The sequence below is a fragment of the Streptomyces canus 299MFChir4.1 genome, assembly GCF_000383615.1.
Classification (GTDB): Bacteria; Actinomycetota; Actinomycetes; order Streptomycetales; family Streptomycetaceae; genus Streptomyces; species Streptomyces canus_C.
The window spans coordinates 1-24551 of the sequence record NZ_KB911614.1; the positions used below are offsets into that span (position 1 = coordinate 1).

The window sequence follows — 24551 nt, forward strand, 5'->3', positions numbered from 1 at the left end:
TACGCCGACTTCAACGGCGACGGCTACGACGACCTCGCCGTGGCCTCGCCGTACGAGAAGGTCGGCACCGACACCGACGGCGGCGCCCTCGCGATCCTGTGGGGTTCGGCGAGCGGCCTCACCGGCAAGGCGAGCGACGTACCGGACCCGGCCGTCTCCGCGCACGACAACTGGGGCCTGTCCCTGGCCGCCGGCGACTTCGACGGCGACGGCAAGGCCGACCTGGCCGTCGGCAACTCCTCCGCCACCCTCTACGTCTACAAGGGCGGCTTCAGCAGTTCCACCGGCCTGCCCGGCGGCCGCTACACCGTCAAGCCGCCGATCATGCCCGGCTCGTCCGACTTCCCCTACGGCCCTGAGCAGCTCACTGCCGGTGACGTGAACGGCGACGGCCGCACCGACCTGGTGGTCGACGGCTTCGAGACGCAGACGGACAACGGCTGGAACACCAACTACTGGGTGCCGGGCACCGCGAGCGGTCTGAGCGTCGCGGGCGTCAAGACCCTCAAGCCCGGCATCGTCACCGGCATCGGCGACATCAACGGCGACGGCTACGGCGACATCGTCACCGGCGCCGGCTGGGACGCCACCTCCGGCGACGGCCGGACCATCCCGGACTCCGCGAACGGCGGCAAGGTCAGCATCACCTACGGCTCCGCGTCCGGCCCCGCCTCGACCACCGGCATCACCCAGAACACCGGGAACGTACCCGGCAGTTCGGAGAAGGGCGACGCCTTCGGCTGGGACCTGGACCTGGGCGACATCAACGGCGACGGCTACCAGGACCTGGTCGTCTCCACCCCGAACGAGGACCTCGGCAGCGTCACCAACGCCGGCATGGTCACCGTCCTGTACGGCTCGGCGAGTGGCATCAACACCTCCACCGGCCTCCAGTCCTTCGAGCAGAACACGACCGGCGTCCCCGGCACCTCCGAGAAGAGCGACCTGTTCGGCGCCGACGTCAAGCTCGACGACGTCAACGGCGACGGCAGGGCCGACCTGGTCATCGGGTCGTACGAGGACGGCGGCGACGGAGCGGTGACCTACCTGCCCTCCACCGGCACGAAGATCGGCACGACCGGCGCCCGCGCCCTGTCGGTGACCTCGGTGGGCGTCTCCACCTCGGGCTCCGCCCAGTTCGGCGCCCTCTTCGCCGACTAGCCCGTCTCCCTTCCCTCCCTCGAGTCCATCGCGAACGGCCCCCGGTCACGTTGCCGGGGGCCGTTCGGCGTGTCAACTCGCGTAGACACGGCCTGATTTGCCGTTTCAGGTCACCCAATGGACACGCGCCATCCATTTACACGGCCGCATGTCCATGTCACTCTCCCAACTGCCGCCTCCATTCAACCCGCGTAGATGGGACCCCCTTTATGCTGGCGACACGCAACCGCAGTTGGAAGTCCGTGGCGCTCACCACCGCCGCCGTGCTGGCCGGGCTCGCCGCCCCGGTCGTGACCACGACCCCGGCCGCCGCCACGACGACCGCGTACGACACGACGTACTACAAGAACGCGGTCGGCAAGACGGGCACGAGCCTGAAGTCCTCCCTGCACACGATCATCAGCGCCAACGTCTCGAAGATCTCGTACTCCGCGGTCTGGGACGCGCTCAAGGTGACCGACCAGGACCCGAACAACAGCAGCAACGTGATCCTGCTGTACAGCGGTGTCTCCCGGGCCAAGTCCCTCAACGGCGGTGACGTCGGCGACTGGAACCGTGAGCACGTGTGGGCCAAGTCCCACGGCGACTTCGGCGAGGTGACCGGTCCCGGCACCGACCTGCACCACCTGCGCCCCGCGGACGTCCAGGTCAACAGCATCCGCGGCAACCTGGACTTCGACAACGGCGGCAGCGCCGTCACCAACGGCGGCGGCAGCACCGTCGACTCCGACTCCTTCGCGCCGCGTGCCGCGGACCGGGGCGACGTGGCCCGCATGATCCTCTACATGGCCGTGCGCTACGACGGCGGCGACGGCTTCGCCGACCTGGAGCCCAACGAGAAGGTCGGCAACGGCTCCAACCCCTACATGGGCAAGCTCTCCGTCCTCAAGGCGTGGAACGAGGCGGACCCGCCCAGCGCCTTCGAGGAGAAGCGCAACCAGGTCATCTACGACACCTACCAGCACAACCGCAACCCGTTCATCGACCACCCGGAGTGGGTCGAGGCGATCTGGTAGGAGCCACACGTCCTGCCAGTGCGGTCCTACAGGTGCGTGGGCGCGAACATCCGCAGCACCGCCGGGAGAACGACCACCGAGGGCCCCGGTGAGCCGAGCGCCTTCGACAGGTCGTCCGCGAGGGTCTCCGGGGTCGTACGGACCCCGGGGACACCGAACGACTCGGCCAGTGCCACATAGTCCGGGCGGGTCAGCTCGGTCGCCGTGGCCTGGCCGAAGGCGTCCGTCATGTACTCGCGCAGGATGCCGTAGCCGCCGTCGTCGACGATCAGCCAGGTGACGTTCAGGTCGTACTGGCGGGCCGTGGCCAACTCCGCGATCGAGTACAGCGCCCCTCCGTCACCCGACACCGCCAGCACCGGTCGCGAGGGGTCGGCCACCGCGGCCCCCAGGGCGGCGGGGAAGCCGTAGCCCAGGCCGCCGGCGCCCTGGGCGGAGTGCAGCAGGTTGGGACCCTTGGCGTCGAACGCCGACCAGGCCCAGTACGCCAGGATCGTCATGTCCCAGAAGGACGGGGAGGAGGCGGGGAGCGCCCGGCGCACCGACGCCAACAGCTCCTGTTCCAGGGTGAGTTCCTGGGAGGCGATGCGGTCCGCGACGCGCGCCAGCACCTCCCGCACCCGCTCCGGCGCCTCCTCGTCCTCCCTCGGGGACACCGTCTCCAGCAGCGCCTGCAACGCCAGTCGCGCGTCCGCGTGGATGCCGAGCGCGGGGTGGTTGGACTCCAGCTTGCCGAGGTCCGCCTCGATCTGGATCACCCGGCCCCGGGGCTTGAACGTGTGGTAGTTGGACGACAGCTCCCCCAGCCCTGAGCCCACCACCAGGAGTACGTCCGCGTCCTCCAGGAAGTCCGTGGTGTGGCGGTCCTCGATCCAGGACTGGAGGGACAGGGGGTGCGTCCAGGGGAAGGCGCCCTTGCCGCCGGGGGTGGTGACCACCGGGGCCCGCAGCGTCTCCGCCAGCCGTCGCAGCTTGCCCGAGGCGTCAGAGCGTACGACTCCCCCGCCCGCGATGATCGCGGGGCGTTCGGCGCGGGACAGCAAGTCGGCTGCCACCGCCGTCAGTTCGGGGCGCGGCGGCAGCTCCTCGGGGAAGGCGTCGCCGCCCGTCACCACCGGGATCGACGTCTCGGCGAGCAGCACGTCCTGCGGGATCTCCACCCACACCGGGCCGTGCGGGGCGGTCAGGGCCGACTTCCAGGCCGCCTCGATCGCGGAGGGGATCTGGGATTGGGTGCGGACGGTGTGGACCGACTTCACCACGCCCCTGAACGAGGCGGACTGGTCCGGGAGTTCGTGGAGGTAGCCGTGCCGGCCACCGCCGAGACCGGCGGTCGGGATCTGGCTGCTGATCGCCAGCACGGGGGCGGATGCGGCGGCCGCCTCCTGGAGGGCCGCCAGGGACGTCAGCGCCCCCGGTCCCGTCGACAGCAGCAGCGGGGCCGCCTCGCCGGTGAGCCTGCCGTACGCGTCCGCCGCGAAGCCCGCGTTGTTCTCCACCCGCAGGCCGATGTAGCTGAGGTCGGAACGCCGTAGCGCGTCGAACATGCCGAGCGCGTGCTGGCCGGGCAGGCCGAAGACGGTCGTCGCGCCGAGCGCGGCCAGCGTCTCCACGACCAGGTCTCCGCCGTTGCGGCCGGGAGGAGGGTTGAGAGCAGCGGAAGTCTGCGCCTCCGTCGGACGGAGCACCAGGTCGTGGTCGTGAGTCACTGCGCGCGGGCCTCTGCAATCTGGCGGGACATGATCGTGGTCAGTTCGTAGGCGGTGTGGGAGGCCGCCACCGACGTGATCTCCGCGTGGTCGTACGCGGGGGCCACCTCGACGACGTCCGCCGACACCAGGTTGCACGATGCCAGACCCCGCAGGATCTCCAGCAGCTCGCGGGAGGTCATGCCGCCCGCCTCGGGGGTGCCCGTGCCGGGCGCGTGCGCGGGGTCCAGGCAGTCGATGTCGATGGAGATGTAGAGCGGACGGTCCCCGATGCGCTGCCGGAGCTGGTCGGCGACCTCGTCGACACCGCGCCGCAAGACGTCCGCCGAGGTGACGATGCCGAAGCCCAGCTTGGCGTCGTCGTCCAGGTCCTGCTTGCCGTACAGCGGCCCGCGGGTGCCCACGTGGGAGAGGGCGGAGGTGTCCAGGATGCCCTCCTCCACCGCCCGCCGGAACGGCGTCCCGTGCGTGTACTCGGCGCCGAAGTACGTGTCCCAGGTGTCGAGGTGGGCGTCGAAATGCAGCAGGGCCACCGGGCCGTGCTTCTTCGCGACGGACCTGAGCAGCGGGAGGGCGATGGTGTGGTCGCCGCCCAGGGTCATCAGGCGGGCGCCGGTGCCGAGGAGGTCGTCCGCGGCCGCCTCGATCGTCTCGACGGCCTCGTTGATGTTGAACGGGTTCACGGCGATGTCTCCGCCGTCCGCGACCTGCGCCAGCGCGAAGGGGGACGCGTCCTGCGCCGGGTTGTAGGGCCTGAGCAGCCGGGACGCCTCACGGATCGCGTTGCCGCCGAAGCGGGCGCCGGGCCGGTACGAGACACCCGAGTCGAAGGGCACGCCGACCACGGCGACATCGGCCCGCCCGACCTCGTCGAGGCGCGGCAGCCGGGCGAAGGTCGCGGGCCCGGCGTAGCGCGGGATGCGGGAGGAGTCGACGGGGCCGCGGGGGGTCTCGGGGGAGCTCATGGTCGTGTGCCTTTCCTTCTGTCTTCTGTTCGCTGCCGTCCGGTCTACCGGGGTGCCGGGACCGGTTCGAGAACCTCGCCGCGCCCGGCGAGGCGGTCGCGCCACGCTTCGAGTACGGCGGTGTCGGTCGCCGGGGTCGCCAGGGATACGGCGACGTAGACGACCAGGGAGGCCAGGAGGCCGTAGTACACGGGCTCGTTGGCGAGGATGCCGTAGCCGGCCATCAGGCCGATGACGGCGAGGCCGCCGACGACCACGGAGGCCAGCGCGCCCTGGGCGGTGCCGCGCTTCCACAGCAGGCCGCCGAGGATCGGGACGAGGAGACCGCCGACGAGGAGGTTGTAGGCGACGGTGAGGGCCTCGACGACGTTGTTGAGCGCGATCGCCGTGCCGATCACGGCCACGCCCATGACGAGGATGAAGACGCGGTTGCCCCGCACTTCGTCGTGGTCCCCCGACGGGGCCCTCCCCCGCAGCCGGGACCAGATGTCGTTGTTGGCGACGGTCGCGCAGGCGATCAGGGCGCCGGAGGACGTCGACATCACGGCGGCGAGCGCGGCGGCCAGCACCAAGCCCCTCACGCCGACCGGGAGTTCGTCCTTCACGATGGTCGCGAAGGCGTCGTCCGCGTTGGCGAGGTTCGGGTAGAGGACCTTGGCGGCCGTGCCGATGACGGCGCCTGCGAGGGCATAGGCGAGACAGTAGGTGCCGGCGACCGTGCCGCCCCACCTGGCGGTGGTGTCGTTGCGGGCGGTGAAGACGCGCTGCCAGATGTCCTGACCGATGAGCATGCCGAAGGTGTAGATCAGGACGTAGGTGAAGATCGTCTCGCCGCCGATGCCCAGCGGGTCGAAGTATCCGGTGGGGAGCTTGGCCCGCATCTCGCCGAAGCCGCCCGCCTTGACGACGGCGATGGGCAGGAGCAGGAGCAGCACGCCGATGGTCTTCACCACGAACTGGACCATGTCGGTGAGGGTGATGGACCACATGCCGCCGAGGGTGGAGTAGGCGACGACGATCGAGCCGCCGAGGACGATCGCGAGGGTCCGGTTCATGTCGAAGAGGACGTCGAAGATCGTGGCGTAGGCGATGGTCGAGGTGACCGCGAGCATCAGGGTGTACGCCCACATGACCACGCCCGAGATGACCCCGGCCCGGCCGCCGTAGCGCAGGTCCAGCATCTCGGAGACGGTGTAGACCTTGAGGCGGGCGATGCGGGCGGAGAAGAAGACGGACAGGGCCAGCAGGCCGAGGCCGATCGTGAAGACCATCCAGGCGCCGGAGAGGCCGTACCGGTAGCCGAGGCCGACGCCGCCGATGGTGGAGGCGCCGCCGAGGACGATCGCGGCCATGGTCCCGGAGCACATGGCGGGGCCGAGGCGGCGCCCGGCGACCAGGAACTCGCTCTTGGACCTGGCGCGGCGCATGCCCCACCACCCCATGGCGAGCATGCCGACCAGATAGACGACGATCACCGTGTAGTCGACGGCCATGTCGGGGCCCTCCTTCTGCCGGTCTGCACCTTGCCGGCCTGCGGCCTGCCGGTCTGCGTCGACACTAGGTGGCCGGAAAGCGACTGCGAAGTGTACGTTTCATCCATTCGCGCGGTACTGGATGGAGGGAACGTCCACCATGCCGGACCCGGCTGTCCCACCCACCCCGCCGGTCCCGCTGGCCGCACTGCTGGCCCGCGAGGACCTCGGACTGCGGCAGATCGCGGGGCCCTCGGACCCGTCCACGGTGATCCACTGGGCGCACACCTCTGAGATGGCGGACCCGTACCCGTATCTGCTGGGCGGTGAGCTCCTGCTGACGGCGGGGGTGCACATTCCGGAGGCGGCGGGTTCGGGCACCTATTTCGACGACTACGTCTCCCGGGTCGTGGCGGCGGGCGGAGCGGCCCTCGGCTTCGGCCTGGCCCCGGTCCACGACACGGTGCCCCGCGCCCTGGTCGCCGCCTGCGAGGCGTGGGAGCTGCCCCTCCTGGAGGTGCCGCCCCGGACCACGTTCTCCGGGGTGGCCCGCGCGGTGTGGCAGCTGATGGCCCAGGCCCGCCACGCGGAACTGCGCCGCGTGACCGAGGCCCAGCAGAACCTGGCGGCGGCCGCGTCCCGCCCGGATCCGGTGCCGTCCGTACTGCGTCAGCTGGCGCAGCGGCTGGGGGGACGGGCGGTGCTGTTCGGGCCGGACGGGGCGGAGATCGCGGCGGCGGGGCGAGCGGTGGGGCCGGCCGACCGGGAGGCGTTGACCGGACTCGCGGAGGTGGTACGCCCCTCCGGTCCGGGAACACCGACCTCCGCCAGCCATGCGACGGCCGGCGTCCACCTCGCCGCCTACTCCCTCGGTGCCGGGCGCGGCTTCGTGCTCGGGGTCGCCACCCCGCACCGCGAGCCGGGTGACCACACCGTCGCCTCCGTCGCCGCCGTACTGCTGTCGTTGCTCACCGGTGAGCATCAGAGCGGGTCGGAGGCGGCGCGGTCGTCCGCTCTGGTGCGGATGCTGCTGGGGGCATCGGCCGAGGACGTGGCGCCGCTTCTCGGTGGCGGACGGTGGGTCGTCGTGCACGCCCGGCCCGACACGCTCACCGCCCCCGACCCGGTCGCCGCCTCCGCCCTCGGCGCGGCCCTCGGGTCGCCGCTGATCGACGTGGCGCGGGAGGTCGTACGGGTACTGCTGCCCGCCGAGCGGGAACCGGGCCCGCAGCCGGGGTGGACGCTCGGGGTCAGCGCTGTCGCCGGGCCCGCGGAGTGGGCCGTCGCCGACGCCCAGGCGGGGCGTGCGCTGGCCCGCGCCCGGGCCGTCCGCGCCGGGCTCGTCCGGTACGGGGCCCGGCCCGCGCTCGCCGACCTGGTGCCGGAGGCGGACGCCGAGGCGCATGCCCGCGCGCTGCTGGCCCGTTTCGAGAACGCCCCCGCCCTCACCGACACCCTGCGCACCTGGCTGTCCCTGCACGGCAGTTGGGACCGTACGGCGGTCGCCCTGGACGTGCACCGCAACACCGTGCGGCAGCGGATCGCGAAGTGCGCGGCGCTGCTGGACCTGGATCTGGACGACCCGGACGTACGGATGGAGCTGTGGTTCGCGCTGCGGCGACCATGATCGCGTGACCCGCGTCCCAGCGTGCGGGATGCGCGGCGGTCTCGTGAAGACGTGCCTCAGAATGGGAGACATGCCGATACCCGGGACACCCAGCCGCGCCGAGCTCGTCGACCACCTTGTGAAGACCCGTATCGCGGGCGAGGTGGCCACCCCGCGGGAGAACAACCTCTCCCACTACCGCCAGCTGGCGAACGGCAACCGCCACTACTGGTTCGGGCTGGAGCTCGGGGACCGCTGGACCGACGAGCAGGACGTGCTCGCGGTGATGGCGGAGCGGGTGGGGGTCAACGACGACCCGGAGTACCGGTACGGCCAGGACACCATCGACCCCGAGCTGACCGGCGCCGGTCTGGAGCGGATGGCGGCCCGGCTGCGCAAGGCGGCCGACGGTCAGCAGCGGGTGCTGTTCGCGACCGGCCACCCCGGCGGCCTGCTCGACGTCCACCACGCCACGGCGGCGGCACTGCGCACCGCCGGCTGCGAGATCGTCGTCATCCCGGACGGGCTCCAGACGGACGAGGGGTACGTCATGCAGTTCGCGGACGTGGCGGTCCTGGAGCACGGCGCGACGCTGTGGCACACCCACTCCGGCGACCCGATGAAGGCCATTCTCACGGCCCTGGAGCGCGAGGGCCGCCCGCTGCCCGACCTGGTCGTCGCCGATCACGGCTGGGCGGGGTACGCCGGTCAGCACGGGGTGGACGCGATCGGCTACGCCGACTCCAACGACCCGGCGCTGTTCCTGGCGGAGGCCGAGGGGACGGTCCAGGTGACCGTGCCCCTCGACGACCACGTGGTGAGCCCGCGCTACTACGACCCGATGACGGCGTACCTGCTGAGCGAGGCCGGCCTGTCCTAGGCGGGGGTCACCTGGGCGCCCGGACCACGCCCTCCTGGATCACCGAGATGGCCAGCCGGCCGTCCCGCGTGTAGATGCGGGCCTGGCCCAGGCCCCGGCCGCCGGAGGCCGACGGGGACTCCTGGTCGTACAGGAGCCATTCGTCGGCGCGGAAGGGGCGGTGGAACCACATCGCGTGGTCCAGCGAGGCCCCGACGACGTCACCGACGGCCCAGCCGCCGCGCCCGTGCGCGAGCAGGACCGAGTCGAGGAGCGTCATGTCGGAGACGTACGTGGCGAGGACGACGTGCAGCAGCGGGTCGTCCGCGAGCTTGCCGTTGGTGCGGAACCAGACCTGGGAGTGCGGCTCACGGGGCTCGCCGAACTTTCCGTACGGCGGCTCGTCGACGTACCGCAGGTCGATCGCCTCGCGGGCCTCCAGGAACCGCTCCACGACCGCCGGGTCCAGGTGGTCGTAGCCGCGCAGCCGGTCCGCGGAGGTGGGCAGCGTGGCCGGGTCGGGGGCAGCCGGCATCGCGGCCTGGTGGTCGAAGCCGTCCTCGCGCCGCTGGAAGGAGGCGGAGAGGGCGAAGATCGGCTGGCCGTGCTGGATCGCGAGCACCCGGCGCGCGGTGAAGGACCGGCCGTCGTTCATGCGGTCGACGGTGTAGACGATCGGCGCGCCCGGGTCCCCGGGGCGCAGGAAGTACGCGTGCAGGGAGTGGGCGAGCCGGTCCTCGGGGACCGTGCGCCCGGCGGCGACCAGCGCCTGCGCCGCGACCTGCCCGCCGAAGACGCGGGGGACGACGGCGGCGCGGGAGTGGCCGCGGAAGATGTCCTCCTCGATCTGCTCGAGGTCGAGCAGATCGAGGAGGTCCTGGAGTGCCTGGCTCATGGAGCTGTTGTACCGGCCGCTGATTCCGCGCGGCTTACAGGCCCATGTCCTTCGCGATGATCGACTTCATGATCTCGTTGGTGCCGCCGTAGATGCGGTTGACGCGGTTGTCCGCGTACAGGCGGGCGATCGGGTACTCGTTCATGAAGCCGTAGCCGCCGTGCAGCTGGAGGCAGCGGTCGATGACCCGGTGGGCGACCTCGGTGGCGAACAGCTTGGCGCTGGCGGCCTCGGCGGGGGTCAGCTCGCCCGCGTCGAGGGCCTCCAGGGCGCGGTCCACGACGGCCTCGGCCGCGTCGACCTCGGCCTGGCAGGCGGCCAGCTCGAACTTGGTGTTCTGGAAGGAGGCCACCGGCTTGCCGAAGACGGTGCGCTCCTGGACGTACTGCTTGGCGAACCGGACGGCGGCCTTGGCCTGCGCGTAGGCGCCGAAGGCGATGCCCCAGCGCTCGGAGGCGAGGTTGTGGCCGAGGTAGTAGAAGCCCTTGTTCTCCTCGCCGAGGAGGTCCTCGACGGGCACCTTGACGTCGACGAACGCGAGCTCGGCGGTGTCGGAGGTCTTCAGGCCCAGCTTGTCGAGCTTGCGGCCGACGGAGTAGCCCTCGGACTTGGTGTCCACGGCGAACAGGGAGATACCGAAGCGGCGGTCCTCGGCGGAGGACGGGGAGGTGCGGGCGGCCACGATCACGCGGTCGGCGTGGACGCCACCGGTGATGAAGGTCTTGGCGCCGTTGAGGACGTAGTGCGTGCCGTCCTCGGAGAGCTTGGCGGTGGTCTTCATGCCCGCGAGGTCGGAGCCGGTGCCCGGCTCGGTCATCGCGAGGGCCCACATCTCCTCGGCGGAGACGAACTTCGGCAGGAAGCGCTTCTTCTGCTCGTCGGTCGCGAGCATCTTGAGGTACGGCAGTCCGAGCAGGACGTGCACACCGGAGCCGCCGAACTGGACACCCGCGCGCGAGGTCTCCTCGTACATCACGGCCTCGAACTTGTACGAGTCGATGCCGGCGCCGCCGTACTCCTCGTCCACGCGGATGCCGAAGATGCCGAGCTCGGCGAGCTTGTAGTAGAAGTCGCGCGGCGCCTGGCCGGCCGCGAACCACTCGTCGTAGACGGGGACGACCTCGGCCTCGATGAAGGCGCGCAGGGTCTCCCGGAACGCCTCGTGGTCCTCGTTGAACACCGTACGGCGCACCGCCGCCACCTCCACCTGCTGAGAGAGTCCATGTCTAAGCGCTTGCTCAGAAAGTAAAGGTACCGGCCGGTAGCGAGACGCGTCCAGAGCTGATCCCGTAACGCTCGTCACGCCGCCGCGGCCGCGAACGCCCCCCGGGCCATGCGGTGCAGCAGCTCCGCGGTGGCGCCGCGGCCCGGGAGCGAGCCGGGGCGGCCCAGGTGCGGGGTGGAGTTCAGGAGCCCGAAGACGGAGTGCACGGCCGAGCGGGCGGCGGGTTCCGCGAGGGAGGGGTAGACCTCGCGCAGGATCTCCACCCACAGCTCGACGTACTGCCGCTGGAGCTGCCGCACCAGCTTGCGGTCGCTGTCCCGGAGGCGGTCCAGCTCACGGTCGTGCAGGGTGATCAGGGGGCGGTCGTCGAGCGCGAAGTCGATGTGGCCCTCGATCAGCGAGTCCAGCAGCACCTCGGGGTCGCCGCCGTCCGACTCGGCGACCCTGCGCTTGCCGCCGGTCAGGAGCCGGCCGCTGATCCCCACCAGCAGCTCCGCCAGCATCGCGTCCTTGCCCGCGAAGTGCCGGTAGAGCCCGGGCCCGCTGATGCCGACCGCCGCGCCTATCTCGTCCACGCCCACGCCGTGGAACCCACGCTCGGCGAACAGCAGCGCGGCTTCCTTGAGGATCTGCTCGCGGCGGGTGGGAGCGTCGGTTCTCGTGGCCATGGATGCAATTCTAGACAGGGAGGTTAGCGGTCGTTAACCTGAAGGAAATGGTTAACGCTCATTAACAGGCGAGCACTGGGTGAGGGGACCGCGGGACATGGATCAGGCACCCGAGCTGACGAGCGGGGCGGACCCCGCGTCGGAGGCCTGGAAGGCCAACGAGGAGGCCCACCGGGCCCTCGTGGACGAGCTGCGGGACAAGCTCGCCGCAGCCAGGCTGGGCGGCGGGGAGCGGGCGCGCGAGCGGCACACCGCGCGCGGGAAGCTGTTGCCCCGGGACCGGGTCGACACGCTCCTCGACCCCGGTTCGCCCTTCCTGGAGCTGGCCCCCCTCGCGGCCGACGGGATGTACGAAGGACAGGCCCCGGCCGCCGGGGTCATCGCCGGGATCGGGCGGGTCAGCGGGCGCGAGTGCGTGGTCGTCGCCAATGACGCCACCGTCAAGGGCGGCACCTACTACCCGATGACGGTGAAGAAGCACCTGCGCGCGCAGGAGGTCGCCCTCGACAACCGTCTGCCCTGCATCTACCTCGTGGACTCCGGCGGCGCCTTCCTGCCCATGCAGGACGAGGTCTTCCCGGACCGCGAGCACTTCGGGCGGATCTTCTACAACCAGGCCCGGATGTCGGGGGCCGGGATCCCGCAGATCGCCGCCGTCCTCGGGTCGTGCACGGCCGGGGGCGCCTACGTCCCCGCCATGAGCGACGAGGCCGTCATCGTCCGCGACCAGGGCACGATCTTCCTCGGCGGGCCCCCGCTGGTGAAGGCCGCCACCGGCGAGGTCGTCACCGCGGAGGAGCTCGGCGGCGGCGAGGTGCACTCCCGGATCTCCGGCGTCACCGACCACCTCGCCGAGGACGACGCCCACGCGCTCAGGATCGTGCGGAACATCGCCGCGACCCTTCCCGCGCGCGGGCCGCTGCCGTGGTCCGTCGAGCCCGCGGTGGAGCCCAAGGTGGACCCCTACGGCCTCTACGGCGCGGTGCCGGTGGACTCCCGCACCCCCTATGACGTCCGCGAGATCATCGCGCGCCTCACGGACGGCTCCCGCTTCGCCGAGTTCAAAGCCGAGTTCGGGCAGACCCTGGTCACCGGGTTCGCCCGGATCCACGGCCACCCGGTCGGGATCGTCGCCAACAACGGCATCCTGTTCTCCGAGTCGGCCCAGAAGGGCGCCCACTTCATCGAGCTGTGCGACCAGCGCGGCATCCCGCTGCTGTTCCTGCAGAACATCTCGGGCTTCATGGTCGGCAAGGACTACGAGGCCGGCGGCATCGCCAAGCACGGCGCCAAGATGGTGACCGCGGTCGCCTGCACGCGCGTGCCCAAGCTGACCGTGGTCGTCGGCGGTTCGTACGGCGCCGGCAACTACTCGATGTGCGGCCGGGCCTACTCCCCCCGCTTCCTGTGGATGTGGCCCAACGCCAAGATCTCCGTCATGGGCGGCGAGCAGGCCGCGTCCGTCCTCGCGACCGTCAAGCGGGACCAGCTGGAGCAGCGGGGCGAAAGCTGGTCCGCGGCGGACGAGGACGCCTTCAAGGACCCGATCCGCGCCCAGTACGAGCGCCAGGGCAACGCCTACTACGCGACCGCCCGCCTCTGGGACGACGGGGTCATCGACCCGCTCGACACCCGTCAGGTGCTCGGACTTGCCCTGACCGCATGCGCCAACGCGCCGCTGGGCGATCCCCAGTTCGGCGTCTTCCGGATGTGAGGACCCATGTTTGACACAGTGCTTGTCGCCAACCGGGGCGAGATCGCGGTCCGCGTCATCCGCACCCTGCGCGCCCTGGGCGTGCGCTCGGTGGCCGTCTTCTCCGACGCGGACGCCGACGCGCGGCACGTCCGGGAGGCCGACACCGCCGTACGGCTCGGACCGGCGCCGGCGTCGGAGAGCTATCTGTCCGCCGAGCGCCTCCTGGAGGCCGCCGCCCGCACCGGCGCCCGGGCCGTCCACCCCGGCTACGGCTTCCTCGCCGAGAACGCGGCCTTCGCGCGCGCGTGCGCCGACGCCGGGCTGGTCTTCATCGGGCCGCCCGCCGACGCGATCGCCCTCATGGGCGACAAGATCCGCGCCAAGGAGACCGTCGAGGCGGCCGGCGTCCCGGTCGTGCCCGGCGGCCGGGACCCCGAACTGGTCGAGGCCGCGCGCGCGTTGGGCGCCCCGGTGCTGCTGAAGCCCAGTGCGGGCGGCGGCGGCAAGGGCATGCGGCTGGTCCGGGACCTGACGGTCCTGGAGGAGGAGATCGCCGCCGCCCGACGCGAGGCCCGCACCTCCTTCGGCGACGACACCCTGCTCGTGGAGCGGTGGGTGGACCGGCCCCGGCACATCGAGATCCAGGTGCTGGCCGACGGCCACGGCAACGTGATCCACCTCGGCGAGCGCGAGTGCTCCCTCCAGCGCCGGCACCAGAAGATCATCGAGGAGGCGCCCAGCGTCCTCCTCGACGAGGACACGCGCGCGTCGATGGGCGAGGCCGCGGTCGAGGCCGCCCGCTCCTGCGGCTACCGGGGCGCGGGCACCGTCGAGTTCATCGTGCCCGGCGACGATCCGTCCTCGTACCACTTCATGGAGATGAACACCCGCCTCCAGGTGGAGCACCCGGTCACCGAGCTCGTCACCGGCCTGGACCTGGTGGAATGGCAGCTGCGGGTCGCGGCGGGCGAGCGGCTGCCGTACGGGCAGGAGGGCGTCCGGCTGACCGGGCACGCGATCGAGGCCCGCGTCTGTGCGGAGGATCCCGCACGCGGGTTCCTGCCCTCCGGCGGCACGGTCCTGCGGCTCAACGAACCCCAGGGCGACGGCGTCCGCACCGACTCCGGGCTCAGCGAGGGCACCGAGGTCGGCAGCCTGTACGACCCGATGCTGTCCAAGGTCATCGCCTACGGCCCGGACCGCGCGACCGCGCTCAGGAAGCTGCGGGCGGCTCTCGCGGAGACGGTCACGCTGGGCGTGCAGACCAACGCGGGGTTCCTGCGCCGGCTCCTTGCCCATCCGGCGGTGGTCGCGGGCGAGTTGGACACCGGGCTGGTCGAGCGCGTGGTGGCCGACCTGGTCGCCACGGACGTACCGGAGGAGGTGTTCGAGGCGGCCGCCGCCGTACGGCTGGAGGCGCTGCGTCCCCGCGCGGACGGCTGGACCGATCCGTTCTCGGTGCCGAGCGGCTGGCGGATGGGGGGCCTCGGGAAGGACCTCGGGTTCCACCTCCGGGTGCAGGAGCCCGTGGAGTACGTCCCGCGCGGCACCCACATCGTCAGCGACGACCGGGTCTCCGTCACCCTCGACGGCGTCCGCCACACCTTCCACCGGGCCGGTGACTGGGTGGGCCGTGACGGCGATGCCTGGCAGGTCCGCGATCACGACCCGGTGGCCGCCGCGCTCACCGGTGCGGGCCGCGTCGGCGGGGACTCGCTCACCGCGCCCATGCCGGGGACGGTGACCGTGGTGAAGGTCGCCGTGGGCGACGAAGTCACCACGGGACAGAGCCTGTTGGTGGTCGAGGCGATGAAGATGGAACACGTCATCTCCGCCCCGCACGCCGGCACGGTCGCCGAGCTGGACGTCACGCCGGGCACGACCGTCGCCATGGACCAGGTGCTGGCCGTGATCGCACCCCACGAGGAGGTGGCGCAGTGACCCTGCCCATGACCATCCCCGAACCCGGCCTCCCCGCCCGCGTCCGCATCCACGAGGTCGGCGCCCGTGACGGCCTGCAGAACGAGAAGTCGACCGTGCCCACCGAGGTCAAGGCGGAGTTCGTGCGCCGCCTGGCCGACGCGGGGCTCACCACGATCGAGGCGACGAGCTTCGTCCACCCGAAGTGGGTGCCCCAACTCGCGGACGCGGAGCAGTTGTTCCCGCAGATCGCCGACCTGCCGGTGGATCTGCCGGTCCTGGTCCCGAACGAACGGGGCCTGGACCGCGCGCTGGCCCTCGGAGCCCGCCGCGTCGCCGTGTTCGCGAGCGCCACCGAGTCCTTCGCCAAGGCCAACCTCAACCGCACGGTCGACGAGGCCCTGGCGATGTTCGACCCGGTCGTCGCGCGGGCCAAGGCCGCGGGCGTGCACGTCCGCGGCTACCTCTCCATGTGCTTCGGCGACCCGTGGGAGGGCGCGGTCCCGGTCCCCCAGGTCGTCAAGGTCTGCCGCGCCCTGCTCGACATGGGCTGCGACGAGCTCAGCCTCGGCGACACCATCGGGGTGGCGACACCGGGCCACGTACGGGCGCTGCTCACCGAACTCGACGTCCCCGTCGAGAAGGTGGGCGTGCACTTCCACGACACGTACGGCCAGGCCCTCGCCAACACCCACGCCGCCCTCCAGCACGGCGTCACCACCGTGGACGCCTCCGCGGGCGGCCTCGGCGGCTGCCCGTACGCCAAGTCCGCCACCGGCAACCTCGCCACCGAAGACCTCGTGTGGATGCTTCAGGGCCTCGGCATCGACACCGGTGTCGACCTCGGCCGTCTCGTCGCCACCAGCGCCTGGATGGCCGAACACCTGGGCCGACCCAGCCCGTCCCGCACCGTCCGCGCCCTCTCCCACCAGGAGTGAACCCCGATGGACCACCGCCTCTCCCCCGAGCTGGAAGAACTCCGCCGTACCGTCGAGGAGTTCGCCCATGAGGTCGTAGCGCCGAAGATCGGCGAGTACTACGAACACCACGAGTTCCCCTACGAGATCGTCCGCGAGATGGGCCGCATGGGCCTGTTCGGACTGCCGTTCCCCGAGGAGTACGGCGGGATGGGCGGCGACTACCTGGCGCTCGGCCTCGTGCTTGAGGAACTCGCGCGCGTGGACTCCTCGGTGGCGATCACCCTGGAGGCCGGCGTCTCCCTGGGCGCCATGCCGATCCATCTGTTCGGCACCGAGGAGCAGAAGCGCGAGTGGCTGCCCCGGCTGTGCTCGGGCGAGATCCTGGGCGCCTTCGGCCTCACGGAACCGGACGGCGGCAGCGACGCCGGGGCGACCCGTACGACGGCCCGTCTGGACCCGGACACCGACGAGTGGGTCATCAACGGCACCAAGTGCTTCATCACCAACTCCGGCACCGACATCACGGGACTGGTGACCGTCACCGCGGTCACCGGGCGCAAGCCCGACGGCAAGCCCCTGATCTCCTCAATCATCGTCCCCTCGGGCACCCCGGGCTTCACGGTCGCGGCGCCGTACTCGAAGGTCGGCTGGAACGCCTCGGACACCCGTGAGCTGTCCTTCTCCGACGTCCGGGTCCCGGCGGCGAACCTGCTGGGCGAACAGGGCCGCGGCTACGCCCAGTTCCTGCGCATCCTCGACGAGGGCCGGATCGCCATCGCGGCCCTCGGGACCGGGCTCGCGCAGGGCTGTGTGGACGAGTCGGTGAAGTACGCGAAGGAGCGGGAGGCCTTCGGGCGGCCCATCGGCGCCAACCAGGCCATCCAGTTCAAGATCGCCGACATGGAGATGAAGGCCCACACGGCCCGCCTCGCCTGGCGTGACGCAGCCTCACGTCTGGTCTCCGGTGAGCCCTTCAAGAAGGAGGCGGCCCTCGCCAAGCTGTACTCCTCCACGATCGCCGTGGACAACGCCCGTGACGCCACACAGATCCACGGCGGCTACGGCTTCATGAACGAGTACCCGGTCGCCCGGATGTGGCGCGACTCCAAGATCCTGGAGATCGGCGAGGGCACGAGCGAGGTCCAGCGGATGCTGATCGCACGGGAGTTGGGGCTGGCGGGTTAAGGCGCAGCTCACCGGGCACCCCGCTGCGACGGGGCGGCGCCCCGCCCTCTGGACATTTGATGAGGTTAGGCTAACCTACCTTCGAACTTGTCCGGCGGGCGCCCTGCCCCGTTCGAAAGCAGCCACACATGTCCAACGCACGAGCCGCCCATCTCACCCGCCGTGGCATCCTCGCCGCCGGCGGCGCACTCGGCCTCGGGGCCGTGCTCGCGGCCTGTGGTGACGACGACTCCAGCGGCGAGGGCTCTGGCAAGGGGACCACGGCCGCGAAGTCCGGGGCGTGGACCTTCAAGGACGACCGTGGCACGACCGTGAAGCTCGACCAGGTCCCCACGAAGATCGTCGCCTTCGTCGGCGTCGCCGCCGCGCTCCACGACTACGGCATCGAGGTCAAGGGCGTCTTCGGCCCCACCAAGACCAAGGACGGCAAGGCCGACGTCCAGGCCGGCGACATGGACATCAGCAAGCTGACCGTCTTCGGCAACGTGTGGGACCAGTTCAACGTCGAGCAGTACGCGGCCTTCGCGCCCGAGGTCCTCATCACCACGACCTTCGACAGCGCCGGCACCCTCTGGTACGTCCCCGCGGCCTCCGCGTCCAAGATCGCCAAGCTGGCACCGAGCGTGGCGGTCTCCGTCTACGACCGCCAGATCACCACGCCTCTCCAGAAGGTGTGGGAGCTGGCCGAGTCCCTCGGCGCCGACATGACGGCGACCAAGGTCACCGACGCGAAGAAGCGGTTCGAGTCGGCGTCGCAGCGGTTGCGTGCCGCCGCCAAGGCCCACCGGGACATCAAGGTGCTCGCCGGGTCCGCGGCCCAGGACGTCTTCTACGTCTCCGGGACCAACCTCTCCATCGACCTGGAGTACTTCAAGGCGCTCGGCGTGAACTTCGTGGAGCCCCCGGCGTCCGTACTGAAGGCGTCCGGTGGCTGGTACGAGTCGCTGAGCTGGGAGAACGTCGACAAGTACGCGGCCGACATCATCATGATGGACGACCGCACGGCCACGATCCAGCCGGCCGACATCACCGAGGCGACCTGGAAGAAGCTGCCCGCGGTGAAGGCGGGGCAGGTCATCGCGCGGTCGCCGGAGCCGATTCTGTCGTACGACAAGTGCGTGGCGATGGTGGAGAACCTCGCGAAGGCGATCGAGACCGCGAAGAAGGTCAGCTAACCACTCACATCTTCCTGAGCCTCAGGAGCTTTGTATGACTACGGCCGTAGCCGCCCCGTTCCGCTTCTTCTCCTTGCAAGTTGTTCGGACTCGGCGGCTCGGGCCGTCTCTGGTCCGGGTCACCTTCACCGGGGAGGATCTCCAGTACTTCTTCTCCGACGGGCACGACCAGTCGCTGTCCCTCTTCCTCCCCGCGGGAGGGCGGACCGAGCCCGGGGTTCCCGTCGAGCTCGGGGACGGGTGGTGGCAGGCATGGCGGGAGCAGCCGGACGAGGTGCGGGCCGTGATGCGGTCGTACACCCTCCGGGGCCTGCGCCGCGATCCCGACGAGATCGACATCGACTTCGTGCTGCACGAGCCCGCCGGGCCCGCCTCCGCCTGGGCCTCGCGCGCCTGCGTCGGCGACAAGGTCCAACTGCTGGGGCCCGCCGTCGCCGACAACCGGGCCATCCGGTTCCGGCCGCCCGCGGGCACCGACCTGGTGCTGCTCTGGGGCGACGGGACCGCCCTGCCCGCGGTCTCCGCGATCCTCGAAGCCCTCCCCGCCGGGCAGCGCGCCCGGGTCTGGCTGGAGGTGCGCGACGCCGGGGACATCCAGGACCTCGCGACCGAGGCGGACGCCGAGATCACCTGGCTCGTGGCCGACGAGACCGGCGCCGAGGGGTCCCCCATGACCCTCGGCGCCCTTCGTGACACCCAACTCCCGCCCGCCGAGCGGCCGTACGTCTGGATCGCGGGGGAGTCCGGGTGCGTGAAGGAGCTGCGGCGGCACTTCGTGCGGGAGCGGGGGATCGACCGGCGCCGGGTGACCTTCGTGGGGTACTGGCGGCAGGGGATGACGGAGGAGCAGTTGCGGGCGGCGGAGTGATTCCTTCCGACGTGACGCCGGTCACGGTGGGGGCGGGTTTCCCCGCAACTTAATTAGGTTAGGCTTACCTAAGTTGAAGCCGAGGCCTCGCCCCGCTCCTGCCCCGTCCCGCACGGATTGTCCCCACCGGAGGACCCCCTCATGCGCTCGCACCTGCTCAACGACACGACCGCGGAGAGCTACCGCCGCTCCGTGACCGAAGGAATAGAGCGGGTGGCGGCCAAACTCGCCACCACCAGCAGGCCGTTCACCGGCGTCACCGTCGACGCCCTCTCCCCCCGCATCGACGCGATCGACCTCGACAAGCCCCTGCTGGACACCACGGCGGTGCTCGACGAGCTGGAGGACGTCTACCTCCGGGACGCCGTCTACTTCCACCACCCCCGCTACCTCGCCCACCTCAACTGCCCGGTCGTCATCCCGGCCGTGCTCGGCGAGGCCATCCTCTCCGCCGTCAACTCGTCCCTGGACACCTGGGACCAGTCGGCGGGCGGCACCCTCATCGAGCGCAAACTGATCGACTGGACGACCGCGCGCATCGGTCTGGGCCCGGTCGCCGACGGCGTGTTCACCTCGGGCGGGACGCAGTCCAACCTCCAGGCACTGCTGCTGGCCCGCGAGGAGGCGAAGACCGACGACCTGGCGAAACTGCGCGTATTCGCCTCCGAGGTCAGCCACTTCAGCGTCAAGAAGTCGGCCAAACTGCTCGGCCTCAGCCAGGACGCCGTGGTCTCGATCCCCGTCGACCACGACAAGCGGATGCAGACCGTGGCCCTCGCCCGTGAGCTGGAGCGCTGCCGCCGCGACGGCCTGGTCCCGATGACCGTCGTCGCCACCGCCGGCACCACCGACTTCGGCTCCATCGACCCGCTGCCCGAGATCGCCGAGCTGTGCGAGCAGTACGGCACCTGGATGCACGTCGACGCCGCCTACGGCTGCGGACTGCTCGCCTCGGTCAGGTACCGGGACCGCATCGACGGCATCGAGCGCGCCGACTCGGTCACCGTGGACTACCACAAGTCCTTCTTCCAGCCGGTGAGTTCGTCCGCCGTCCTGGTCCGTGACGCCTCCACCCTGCGTCACGCCACCTACCACGCGGAGTACCTCAACCCGCGCCGCATGGTGGAGGAGCGCATCCCCAACCAGGTGGACAAGTCCCTCCAGACCACCCGCCGCTTCGACGCGCTCAAGCTGTGGATGACCCTGCGGGTGATGGGCGCCGACGGCATCGGCCAGCTCTTCGACGAGGTCTGCGACCTGGCCGTCGAGGGCTGGAAGCTGCTCGCCGCCGACCCGCGCTTCGACGGGGTCGTCGCACCGAGCCTGTCCACCCTCGTCTTCCGCTACATCCCGGCCTCGGTCACCGACCCGGCCGAGATCGACCGCGCCAACCTGTACGCCCGCAAGGCCCTGTTCGCCTCCGGCGACGCGGTGGTCGCCGGCACGAAGGTCCAGGGCCGCCACTACCTGAAGTTCACCCTGCTCAACCCCGAGACGACGGTCGAGGACATGTCCGTCGTCCTCGACCTGATCGCCGGCCACGCCGAGCAGTACCTGGGAGAGTCCCTTGACCGCGCGTCCTGAAAACCCGTCCACCGTCCACGACTTCGTGGGGATCGGACTGGGCCCGTTCAACCTGGGCCTGGCCTGCCTCACCGAGCCCATCGACGAACTCGACGGGATCTTCCTGGAGTCGAAGCCCGACTTCGAGTGGCACGCCGGCATGTTCCTGGACGGCGCCCACCTCCAGACCCCGTTCATGTCGGACCTGGTCACCCTCGCGGACCCGACCTCGCCGTACTCCTTCCTCAACTACCTGAAGGAGAAGGGCCGACTGTACTCGTTCTACATCCGCGAGAACTTCTATCCGCTGCGGGTGGAGTACGACGACTACTGCCGCTGGGCCGCGAACAAGCTGAGCGGCGTCCGCTTCAACACGACGGTCACCGAGGTGACGTACGAGAGTGACGTGTACGTCGTGAGGACGGCGGCCGGTGACGTCTTCCGCGCCCGCCACCTGGTCCTCGGCACCGGCACCTCCCCGCACTACCCGGAGGCCGTGCGCGGTCTGGGCGGCGACTTCTTCCACAACTCCCGCTACGCGCAGCACAAGGCGGAGCTCCAGCGGAAGGAGTCGATCACGATCGTCGGCTCCGGCCAGTCCGCCGCCGAGATCTACTACGACCTCCTCAGCGAGATCGACGTCCACGGCTACCGGCTGAACTGGGTGACCCGCTCCCCGCGTTTCTTCCCCCTCGAATACACCAAGCTCACGCTGGAGATGACCTCCCCGGAGTACATCGACTACTACCGCGAGCTCCCCGAGGCCACCCGCTACCGGCTCACCGCCGAGCAGAAGGGCCTGTTCAAGGGCATCGACGGCGACCTCATCAACGAGATCTTCGACCTGCTCTACCAGAAGAACCTCGCCGGCCCGGTCCCCACCCGGCTGCTCACCAACTCCTCGCTGAACAGCGCGCGTCACGAGAACGGCACGTACACGCTCGCCTTCCGCCAGGAGGAGCAGGGCAAGGACTTCGAGATCGAGTCGCAGGGCCTGGTCCTCGCGACCGGCTACAAGTACGCCGAGCCGGAGTTCCTGGCCCCGGTCAAGGACCGCCTGGTGTACGACTCCCAGGGCAACTTCGACGTGTCCCGCAGCTATGCGATCGACGTGACGGGCAGAGGCGTCTTCCTCCAGAACGCCGGCGTCCACACCCACAGCATCACCAGCCCCGACCTGGGCATGGGCGCCTACCGCAACAGCTGCATCATCCGGGAGCTGCTCGGCACCGAGTACTACCCGGTCGAGAAGACGATCGCGTTCCAGGAGTTCTCCGTATGAGCACCACCGCCGTGGGCACCTTCACCTTCCGCCCCCTCGACCCCCTGAAGGACGCCGAGCTGCTGCACGGGTGGGTCACCCATCCCAAGGCCGCGTTCTGGATGATGCAGGACGCGAAGCTGCAGGACGTCGAGCGCGCGTACATGGACATCGCGGCCGACGAGCACCACCACGCGCTGCTGGGCCTCGGCAAGGACGGCGAGCCCGCCTTCCTGATGGAGAAGTACGACCCCGCGCACCGCGAGTTGGTGGGGCTGTACGAGCCCCGGCCCGGTGATGTCGGCATGCACTTCCTCACCCCGGCCACCGACCGGCCCGTGCACGGCTTCACCCGGTCCGTCATCACCGCCGTGCTGGCCCACCTCTTCGAGGACCCGGCCGCCCTGCGGGTGGTGGTGGAGCCCGACGTCTCCAACAAGGCCGTCCACGTCCTGAACGAGGCGGTCGGGTTCGTGCCCGAGCGCGAGATCCAGAAGCCGGAGAAGAAGGCCCTGTTGAGCTTCTGCACGCGGGAGCGCTTCTTTAAAATTCAACACAGCTCGGCCGCCACGGGGGTGGCCGTATGAGCCTCGCCGACGCCGTGGCCCACCTCTCCCCCGAGCGCTGGGAGACGGCCAACCGCCTGCTGATCCGCAAGGCCCTCGCCGAGTTCGCGCACGAGCGGCTGATCGAGCCCGAGGAGACGGACGAGGACCAGTACGTCGTCCGCAGCGACGACGGAAAGACCCGCTACGACTTCACGGCCGTACGCCGCTCCCTCGACCACTGGCAGGTCGACGCCGACTCCCTCACCCGGCACCGCGACGGCACCGAACTCCCCCTCGCCGCACTGGACTTCTTCGTCGAGCTGAAGGACACCCTCGGCCTGAGCGACGAGATCCTGCCGGTCTACCTGGAGGAGATCTCCTCCACCCTGTCGGGCACCTGCTACAAACTCACCAAGCCGCAGATCCCGGTCGCTGAGCTCGCGCGAAGCTCCTTCCAGGACATCGAGACCGGCATGACCGAGGGCCACCCCTGCTTCGTCGCCAACAACGGCCGGCTCGGCTTCGGCATCCACGAGTACCTGTCGTACGCCCCCGAGACCGCGAGCCCGGTCCGCCTGGTCTGGCTCGCCGCCCACCGCTCCCGCGCGGCCTTCACGGCCGGGGTCGGCATCGAGTACGAGTCCTTCGTACGCCAGGAGCTGGGCGAGGAGACCGTCGAGCGCTTCCACGGCGTCCTGCGCGACAAGGGCCTCGACCCGGCCGACTACCTCCTCATCCCCGTGCACCCCTGGCAGTGGTGGAACAAGCTCACCGTCACCTTCGCCGCCGAGGTCGCCCGCGAGCTGCTGGTATGCCTCGGCGAGGGTGACGACGAGTACCTGGCCCAGCAGTCCATCCGGACCTTCTTCAACCGGTCGCACCCCGAGAGGCACTATGTGAAGACGGCCCTCTCCGTCCTCAACATGGGCTTCATGCGCGGACTTTCGGCCGCGTACATGGAGGCGACCCCGGCCATCAACGACTGGCTCGCCGGGCTGATCGAGGGCGACCCGGTGCTGAAGTCGACGGGTCTGACGATCATCCGCGAGCGGGCCGCCGTCGGCTACCGGCACCTGGAGTACGAGGCCGCCACGGACCGCTACTCGCCGTACCGCAAGATGCTGGCCGCACTGTGGCGCGAGAGCCCGGTCCCGTCCCTCCAGGACGGCGAGTCGCTCGCCACGATGGCGTCCCTGGTCCACGTCGACCACGAGGGCCGGTCCCTCGCGGGCGCGCTCATCGAGCGGTCCGGACTCACCCCGGCCGGCTGGCTGCGCCGCTACCTGCGGGCCTACTACACCCCGCTGCTGCACAGCTTCTACGCCTATGACCTGGTGTTCATGCCGCACGGCGAGAACGTCGTCCTGGTCCTGAAGGACGGCGTGGTCGAGCGGGCCGTCTACAAGGACATCGCCGAGGAGATCGCCGTCATGGACCCGCAGGCGGTCCTGCCGCCCGCGGTCGAGCGGGTGCGGGTGGAGGTCCCGGACGACAAGAAGCTGCTGTCCCTCTTCACGGACGTCTTCGACTGCTTCTTCCGCTTCCTCGCCGCGGACCTCGCCGCCGAGGGCATCCTGGAGGAGGAGGACTTCTGGCGCACGGTCGCCGAGGTCACCCGCGACTACCAGCACTCGGTGCCGGAACTGGCGGACAAGTTCGCGCAGTACGACATGTTCGCGCCCGAGTTCGCCCTCTCCTGCCTCAACCGCCTCCAGCTGCGCAACAACAGGCAGATGGTGGACCTCGCGGACCCGTCGGGCGCGCTCCAGCTGGTCGGCACGCTGAAAAACCCCATCGCGGGCCTGTAGGACGGTCACGACGTCCTCGCTGGGCGACCGA

At 70.5% G+C, this 24551-nt stretch carries 20 protein-coding genes; 14 read left to right on the forward strand and 6 right to left on the reverse strand.

What is annotated here, in order from left to right:
• A partial coding sequence (locus tag H293_RS0139125) for an FG-GAP and VCBS repeat-containing protein (protein WP_020123238.1) occupies positions 1–1161 on the forward strand: 1161 nt, incomplete at its 5' end.
• A gap of 209 nt (positions 1162–1370) precedes the next feature.
• Entirely contained in the window at positions 1371–2177 is an 807-nt protein-coding gene (locus H293_RS0139130; protein WP_020123239.1) for an endonuclease I family protein, read from the forward strand.
• A gap of 26 nt (positions 2178–2203) precedes the next feature.
• Here H293_RS0139130 and H293_RS0139135 read toward each other — a convergent pair whose 3' ends face one another.
• The 3 genes from H293_RS0139135 to H293_RS0139145 are packed head-to-tail and all read right to left on the reverse strand — an operon-like array spanning position 2204 to position 6344.
• On the reverse strand, positions 2204–3886 hold the full coding sequence (locus H293_RS0139135) for a thiamine pyrophosphate-binding protein (protein ID WP_020123240.1): 1683 nt from the start codon (positions 3884–3886) through the stop codon (positions 2204–2206).
• Positions 3883–4851 (reverse strand): agmatinase, encoded by a 969-nt coding sequence (gene speB / locus H293_RS0139140; RefSeq protein ID WP_020123241.1) that lies wholly within the window; start codon positions 4849–4851, stop codon positions 3883–3885. Before speB ends, H293_RS0139135 begins: the two co-directional genes overlap by 4 nt.
• 44 nt (positions 4852–4895) lie before the next feature.
• Positions 4896–6344, reverse strand: a complete 1449-nt coding sequence (locus H293_RS0139145; RefSeq protein ID WP_020123242.1) for a sodium:solute symporter family protein — start codon at positions 6342–6344, stop codon at positions 4896–4898.
• Between the two features lie 139 nt (positions 6345–6483).
• Between H293_RS0139145 and H293_RS0139150 the strand changes: the two genes are divergently transcribed.
• Together H293_RS0139150 and H293_RS0139155 are read left to right on the forward strand one after the other, a co-directional pair.
• Positions 6484–7950, forward strand: coding sequence for a PucR family transcriptional regulator (locus H293_RS0139150; RefSeq protein ID WP_020123243.1), 1467 nt, complete (start codon positions 6484–6486; stop codon positions 7948–7950).
• Positions 7951–8020: 70 nt separating this feature from the next.
• A complete protein-coding gene (locus H293_RS0139155; protein WP_020123244.1) occupies positions 8021–8809 on the forward strand; it encodes a phosphatase in 789 nt (262 codons plus the stop codon).
• Between the two features lie 7 nt (positions 8810–8816).
• Here the strand turns inward: H293_RS0139155 and H293_RS0139160 are convergent, their stop codons facing one another.
• The 3 genes from H293_RS0139160 to H293_RS0139170 form a co-directional block, all read right to left on the reverse strand.
• A complete protein-coding gene (locus tag H293_RS0139160; RefSeq protein ID WP_020123245.1) occupies positions 8817–9683 on the reverse strand; it encodes an acyl-CoA thioesterase in 867 nt (288 codons plus the stop codon).
• Between the two features lie 34 nt (positions 9684–9717).
• Positions 9718–10875 carry an acyl-CoA dehydrogenase family protein gene (locus H293_RS0139165; RefSeq protein WP_028808581.1) on the reverse strand — a complete coding sequence of 386 codons (1158 nt, stop codon included), beginning with the start codon at positions 10873–10875 and terminating at the stop codon, positions 9718–9720.
• Between the two features lie 107 nt (positions 10876–10982).
• Positions 10983–11576: an SACE_7040 family transcriptional regulator gene (locus H293_RS0139170; protein ID WP_020123247.1), complete on the reverse strand. Its 594-nt coding sequence runs from the start codon at positions 11574–11576 to the stop codon at positions 10983–10985.
• A 97-nt stretch (positions 11577–11673) separates the two neighbouring features.
• On the opposite strand from H293_RS0139170, the gene H293_RS0139175 reads away from it, so the two are divergent.
• From H293_RS0139175 to H293_RS0139220, 10 genes are all read left to right on the forward strand, one after another.
• Positions 11674–13290, forward strand: a complete 1617-nt coding sequence (locus tag H293_RS0139175; RefSeq protein WP_020123248.1) for a carboxyl transferase domain-containing protein — start codon at positions 11674–11676, stop codon at positions 13288–13290.
• A gap of 6 nt (positions 13291–13296) precedes the next feature.
• Entirely contained in the window at positions 13297–15213 is a 1917-nt protein-coding gene (locus H293_RS0139180; protein WP_020123249.1) for an ATP-binding protein, read from the forward strand.
• Positions 15210–16130 carry a hydroxymethylglutaryl-CoA lyase gene (locus H293_RS0139185; RefSeq protein ID WP_020123250.1) on the forward strand — a complete coding sequence of 307 codons (921 nt, stop codon included), beginning with the start codon at positions 15210–15212 and terminating at the stop codon, positions 16128–16130. The genes H293_RS0139180 and H293_RS0139185 overlap by 4 nt, the downstream gene beginning before the upstream one ends.
• Positions 16131–16136: 6 nt before the next feature.
• Positions 16137–17297, forward strand: coding sequence for an acyl-CoA dehydrogenase family protein (locus H293_RS0139190; protein WP_020123251.1), 1161 nt, complete (start codon positions 16137–16139; stop codon positions 17295–17297).
• 128 nt (positions 17298–17425) lie between these two features.
• Complete coding sequence (locus H293_RS0139195) at positions 17426–18472, forward strand: ABC transporter substrate-binding protein (RefSeq protein ID WP_020123252.1); 1047 nt, start codon at positions 17426–17428, stop codon at positions 18470–18472.
• 34 nt (positions 18473–18506) lie between these two features.
• The gene (locus H293_RS0139200; RefSeq protein WP_020123253.1) at positions 18507–19340 is read left to right on the forward strand and encodes a siderophore-interacting protein; all 834 of its coding nucleotides are present in this window, start codon (positions 18507–18509) and stop codon (positions 19338–19340) included.
• Between the two features lie 141 nt (positions 19341–19481).
• Complete coding sequence (gene desA / locus H293_RS0139205; RefSeq protein WP_020123254.1) at positions 19482–20924, forward strand: lysine decarboxylase DesA; 1443 nt, start codon at positions 19482–19484, stop codon at positions 20922–20924.
• Entirely contained in the window at positions 20908–22185 is a 1278-nt protein-coding gene (locus H293_RS0139210; protein WP_020123255.1) for a lysine N(6)-hydroxylase/L-ornithine N(5)-oxygenase family protein, read from the forward strand. The genes desA and H293_RS0139210 overlap by 17 nt, the downstream gene beginning before the upstream one ends.
• Positions 22182–22751 (forward strand): GNAT family N-acetyltransferase, encoded by a 570-nt coding sequence (locus H293_RS0139215; RefSeq protein ID WP_020123256.1) that lies wholly within the window; start codon positions 22182–22184, stop codon positions 22749–22751. Before H293_RS0139210 ends, H293_RS0139215 begins: the two co-directional genes overlap by 4 nt.
• A complete protein-coding gene (locus tag H293_RS0139220; protein WP_020123257.1) occupies positions 22748–24520 on the forward strand; it encodes an IucA/IucC family protein in 1773 nt (590 codons plus the stop codon). Before H293_RS0139215 ends, H293_RS0139220 begins: the two co-directional genes overlap by 4 nt.
• Positions 24521–24551: the final 31 nt, after the last annotated feature.

Bases quoted from the DNA above. Each gene is read 5' to 3' on its own strand.
- H293_RS0139130 (WP_020123239.1), top strand. From the start codon at position 1,371: ATGCTGGCGACACGCAACCGCAGTTGGAAGTCCGTGGCGCTCACCACC.
- H293_RS0139145 (WP_020123242.1), bottom strand. From the start codon at position 6,344: ATGGCCGTCGACTACACGGTGATCGTCGTCTATCTGGTCGGCATGCTC.
- H293_RS0139200 (WP_020123253.1), top strand. From the start codon at position 18,507: ATGACTACGGCCGTAGCCGCCCCGTTCCGCTTCTTCTCCTTGCAAGTT.
- H293_RS0139190 (WP_020123251.1), top strand. From the start codon at position 16,137: ATGGACCACCGCCTCTCCCCCGAGCTGGAAGAACTCCGCCGTACCGTC.
- H293_RS0139195 (WP_020123252.1), top strand. From the start codon at position 17,426: ATGTCCAACGCACGAGCCGCCCATCTCACCCGCCGTGGCATCCTCGCC.
- desA (WP_020123254.1), top strand. From the start codon at position 19,482: ATGCGCTCGCACCTGCTCAACGACACGACCGCGGAGAGCTACCGCCGC.
- H293_RS0139170 (WP_020123247.1), bottom strand. From the start codon at position 11,576: ATGGCCACGAGAACCGACGCTCCCACCCGCCGCGAGCAGATCCTCAAG.
- H293_RS0139150 (WP_020123243.1), top strand. From the start codon at position 6,484: ATGCCGGACCCGGCTGTCCCACCCACCCCGCCGGTCCCGCTGGCCGCA.
- H293_RS0139215 (WP_020123256.1), top strand. From the start codon at position 22,182: ATGAGCACCACCGCCGTGGGCACCTTCACCTTCCGCCCCCTCGACCCC.
- H293_RS0139220 (WP_020123257.1), top strand. From the start codon at position 22,748: ATGAGCCTCGCCGACGCCGTGGCCCACCTCTCCCCCGAGCGCTGGGAG.
- H293_RS0139175 (WP_020123248.1), top strand. From the start codon at position 11,674: ATGGATCAGGCACCCGAGCTGACGAGCGGGGCGGACCCCGCGTCGGAG.
- H293_RS0139180 (WP_020123249.1), top strand. From the start codon at position 13,297: ATGTTTGACACAGTGCTTGTCGCCAACCGGGGCGAGATCGCGGTCCGC.
- speB (WP_020123241.1), bottom strand. From the start codon at position 4,851: ATGAGCTCCCCCGAGACCCCCCGCGGCCCCGTCGACTCCTCCCGCATC.
- H293_RS0139155 (WP_020123244.1), top strand. From the start codon at position 8,021: ATGCCGATACCCGGGACACCCAGCCGCGCCGAGCTCGTCGACCACCTT.
- H293_RS0139160 (WP_020123245.1), bottom strand. From the start codon at position 9,683: ATGAGCCAGGCACTCCAGGACCTCCTCGATCTGCTCGACCTCGAGCAG.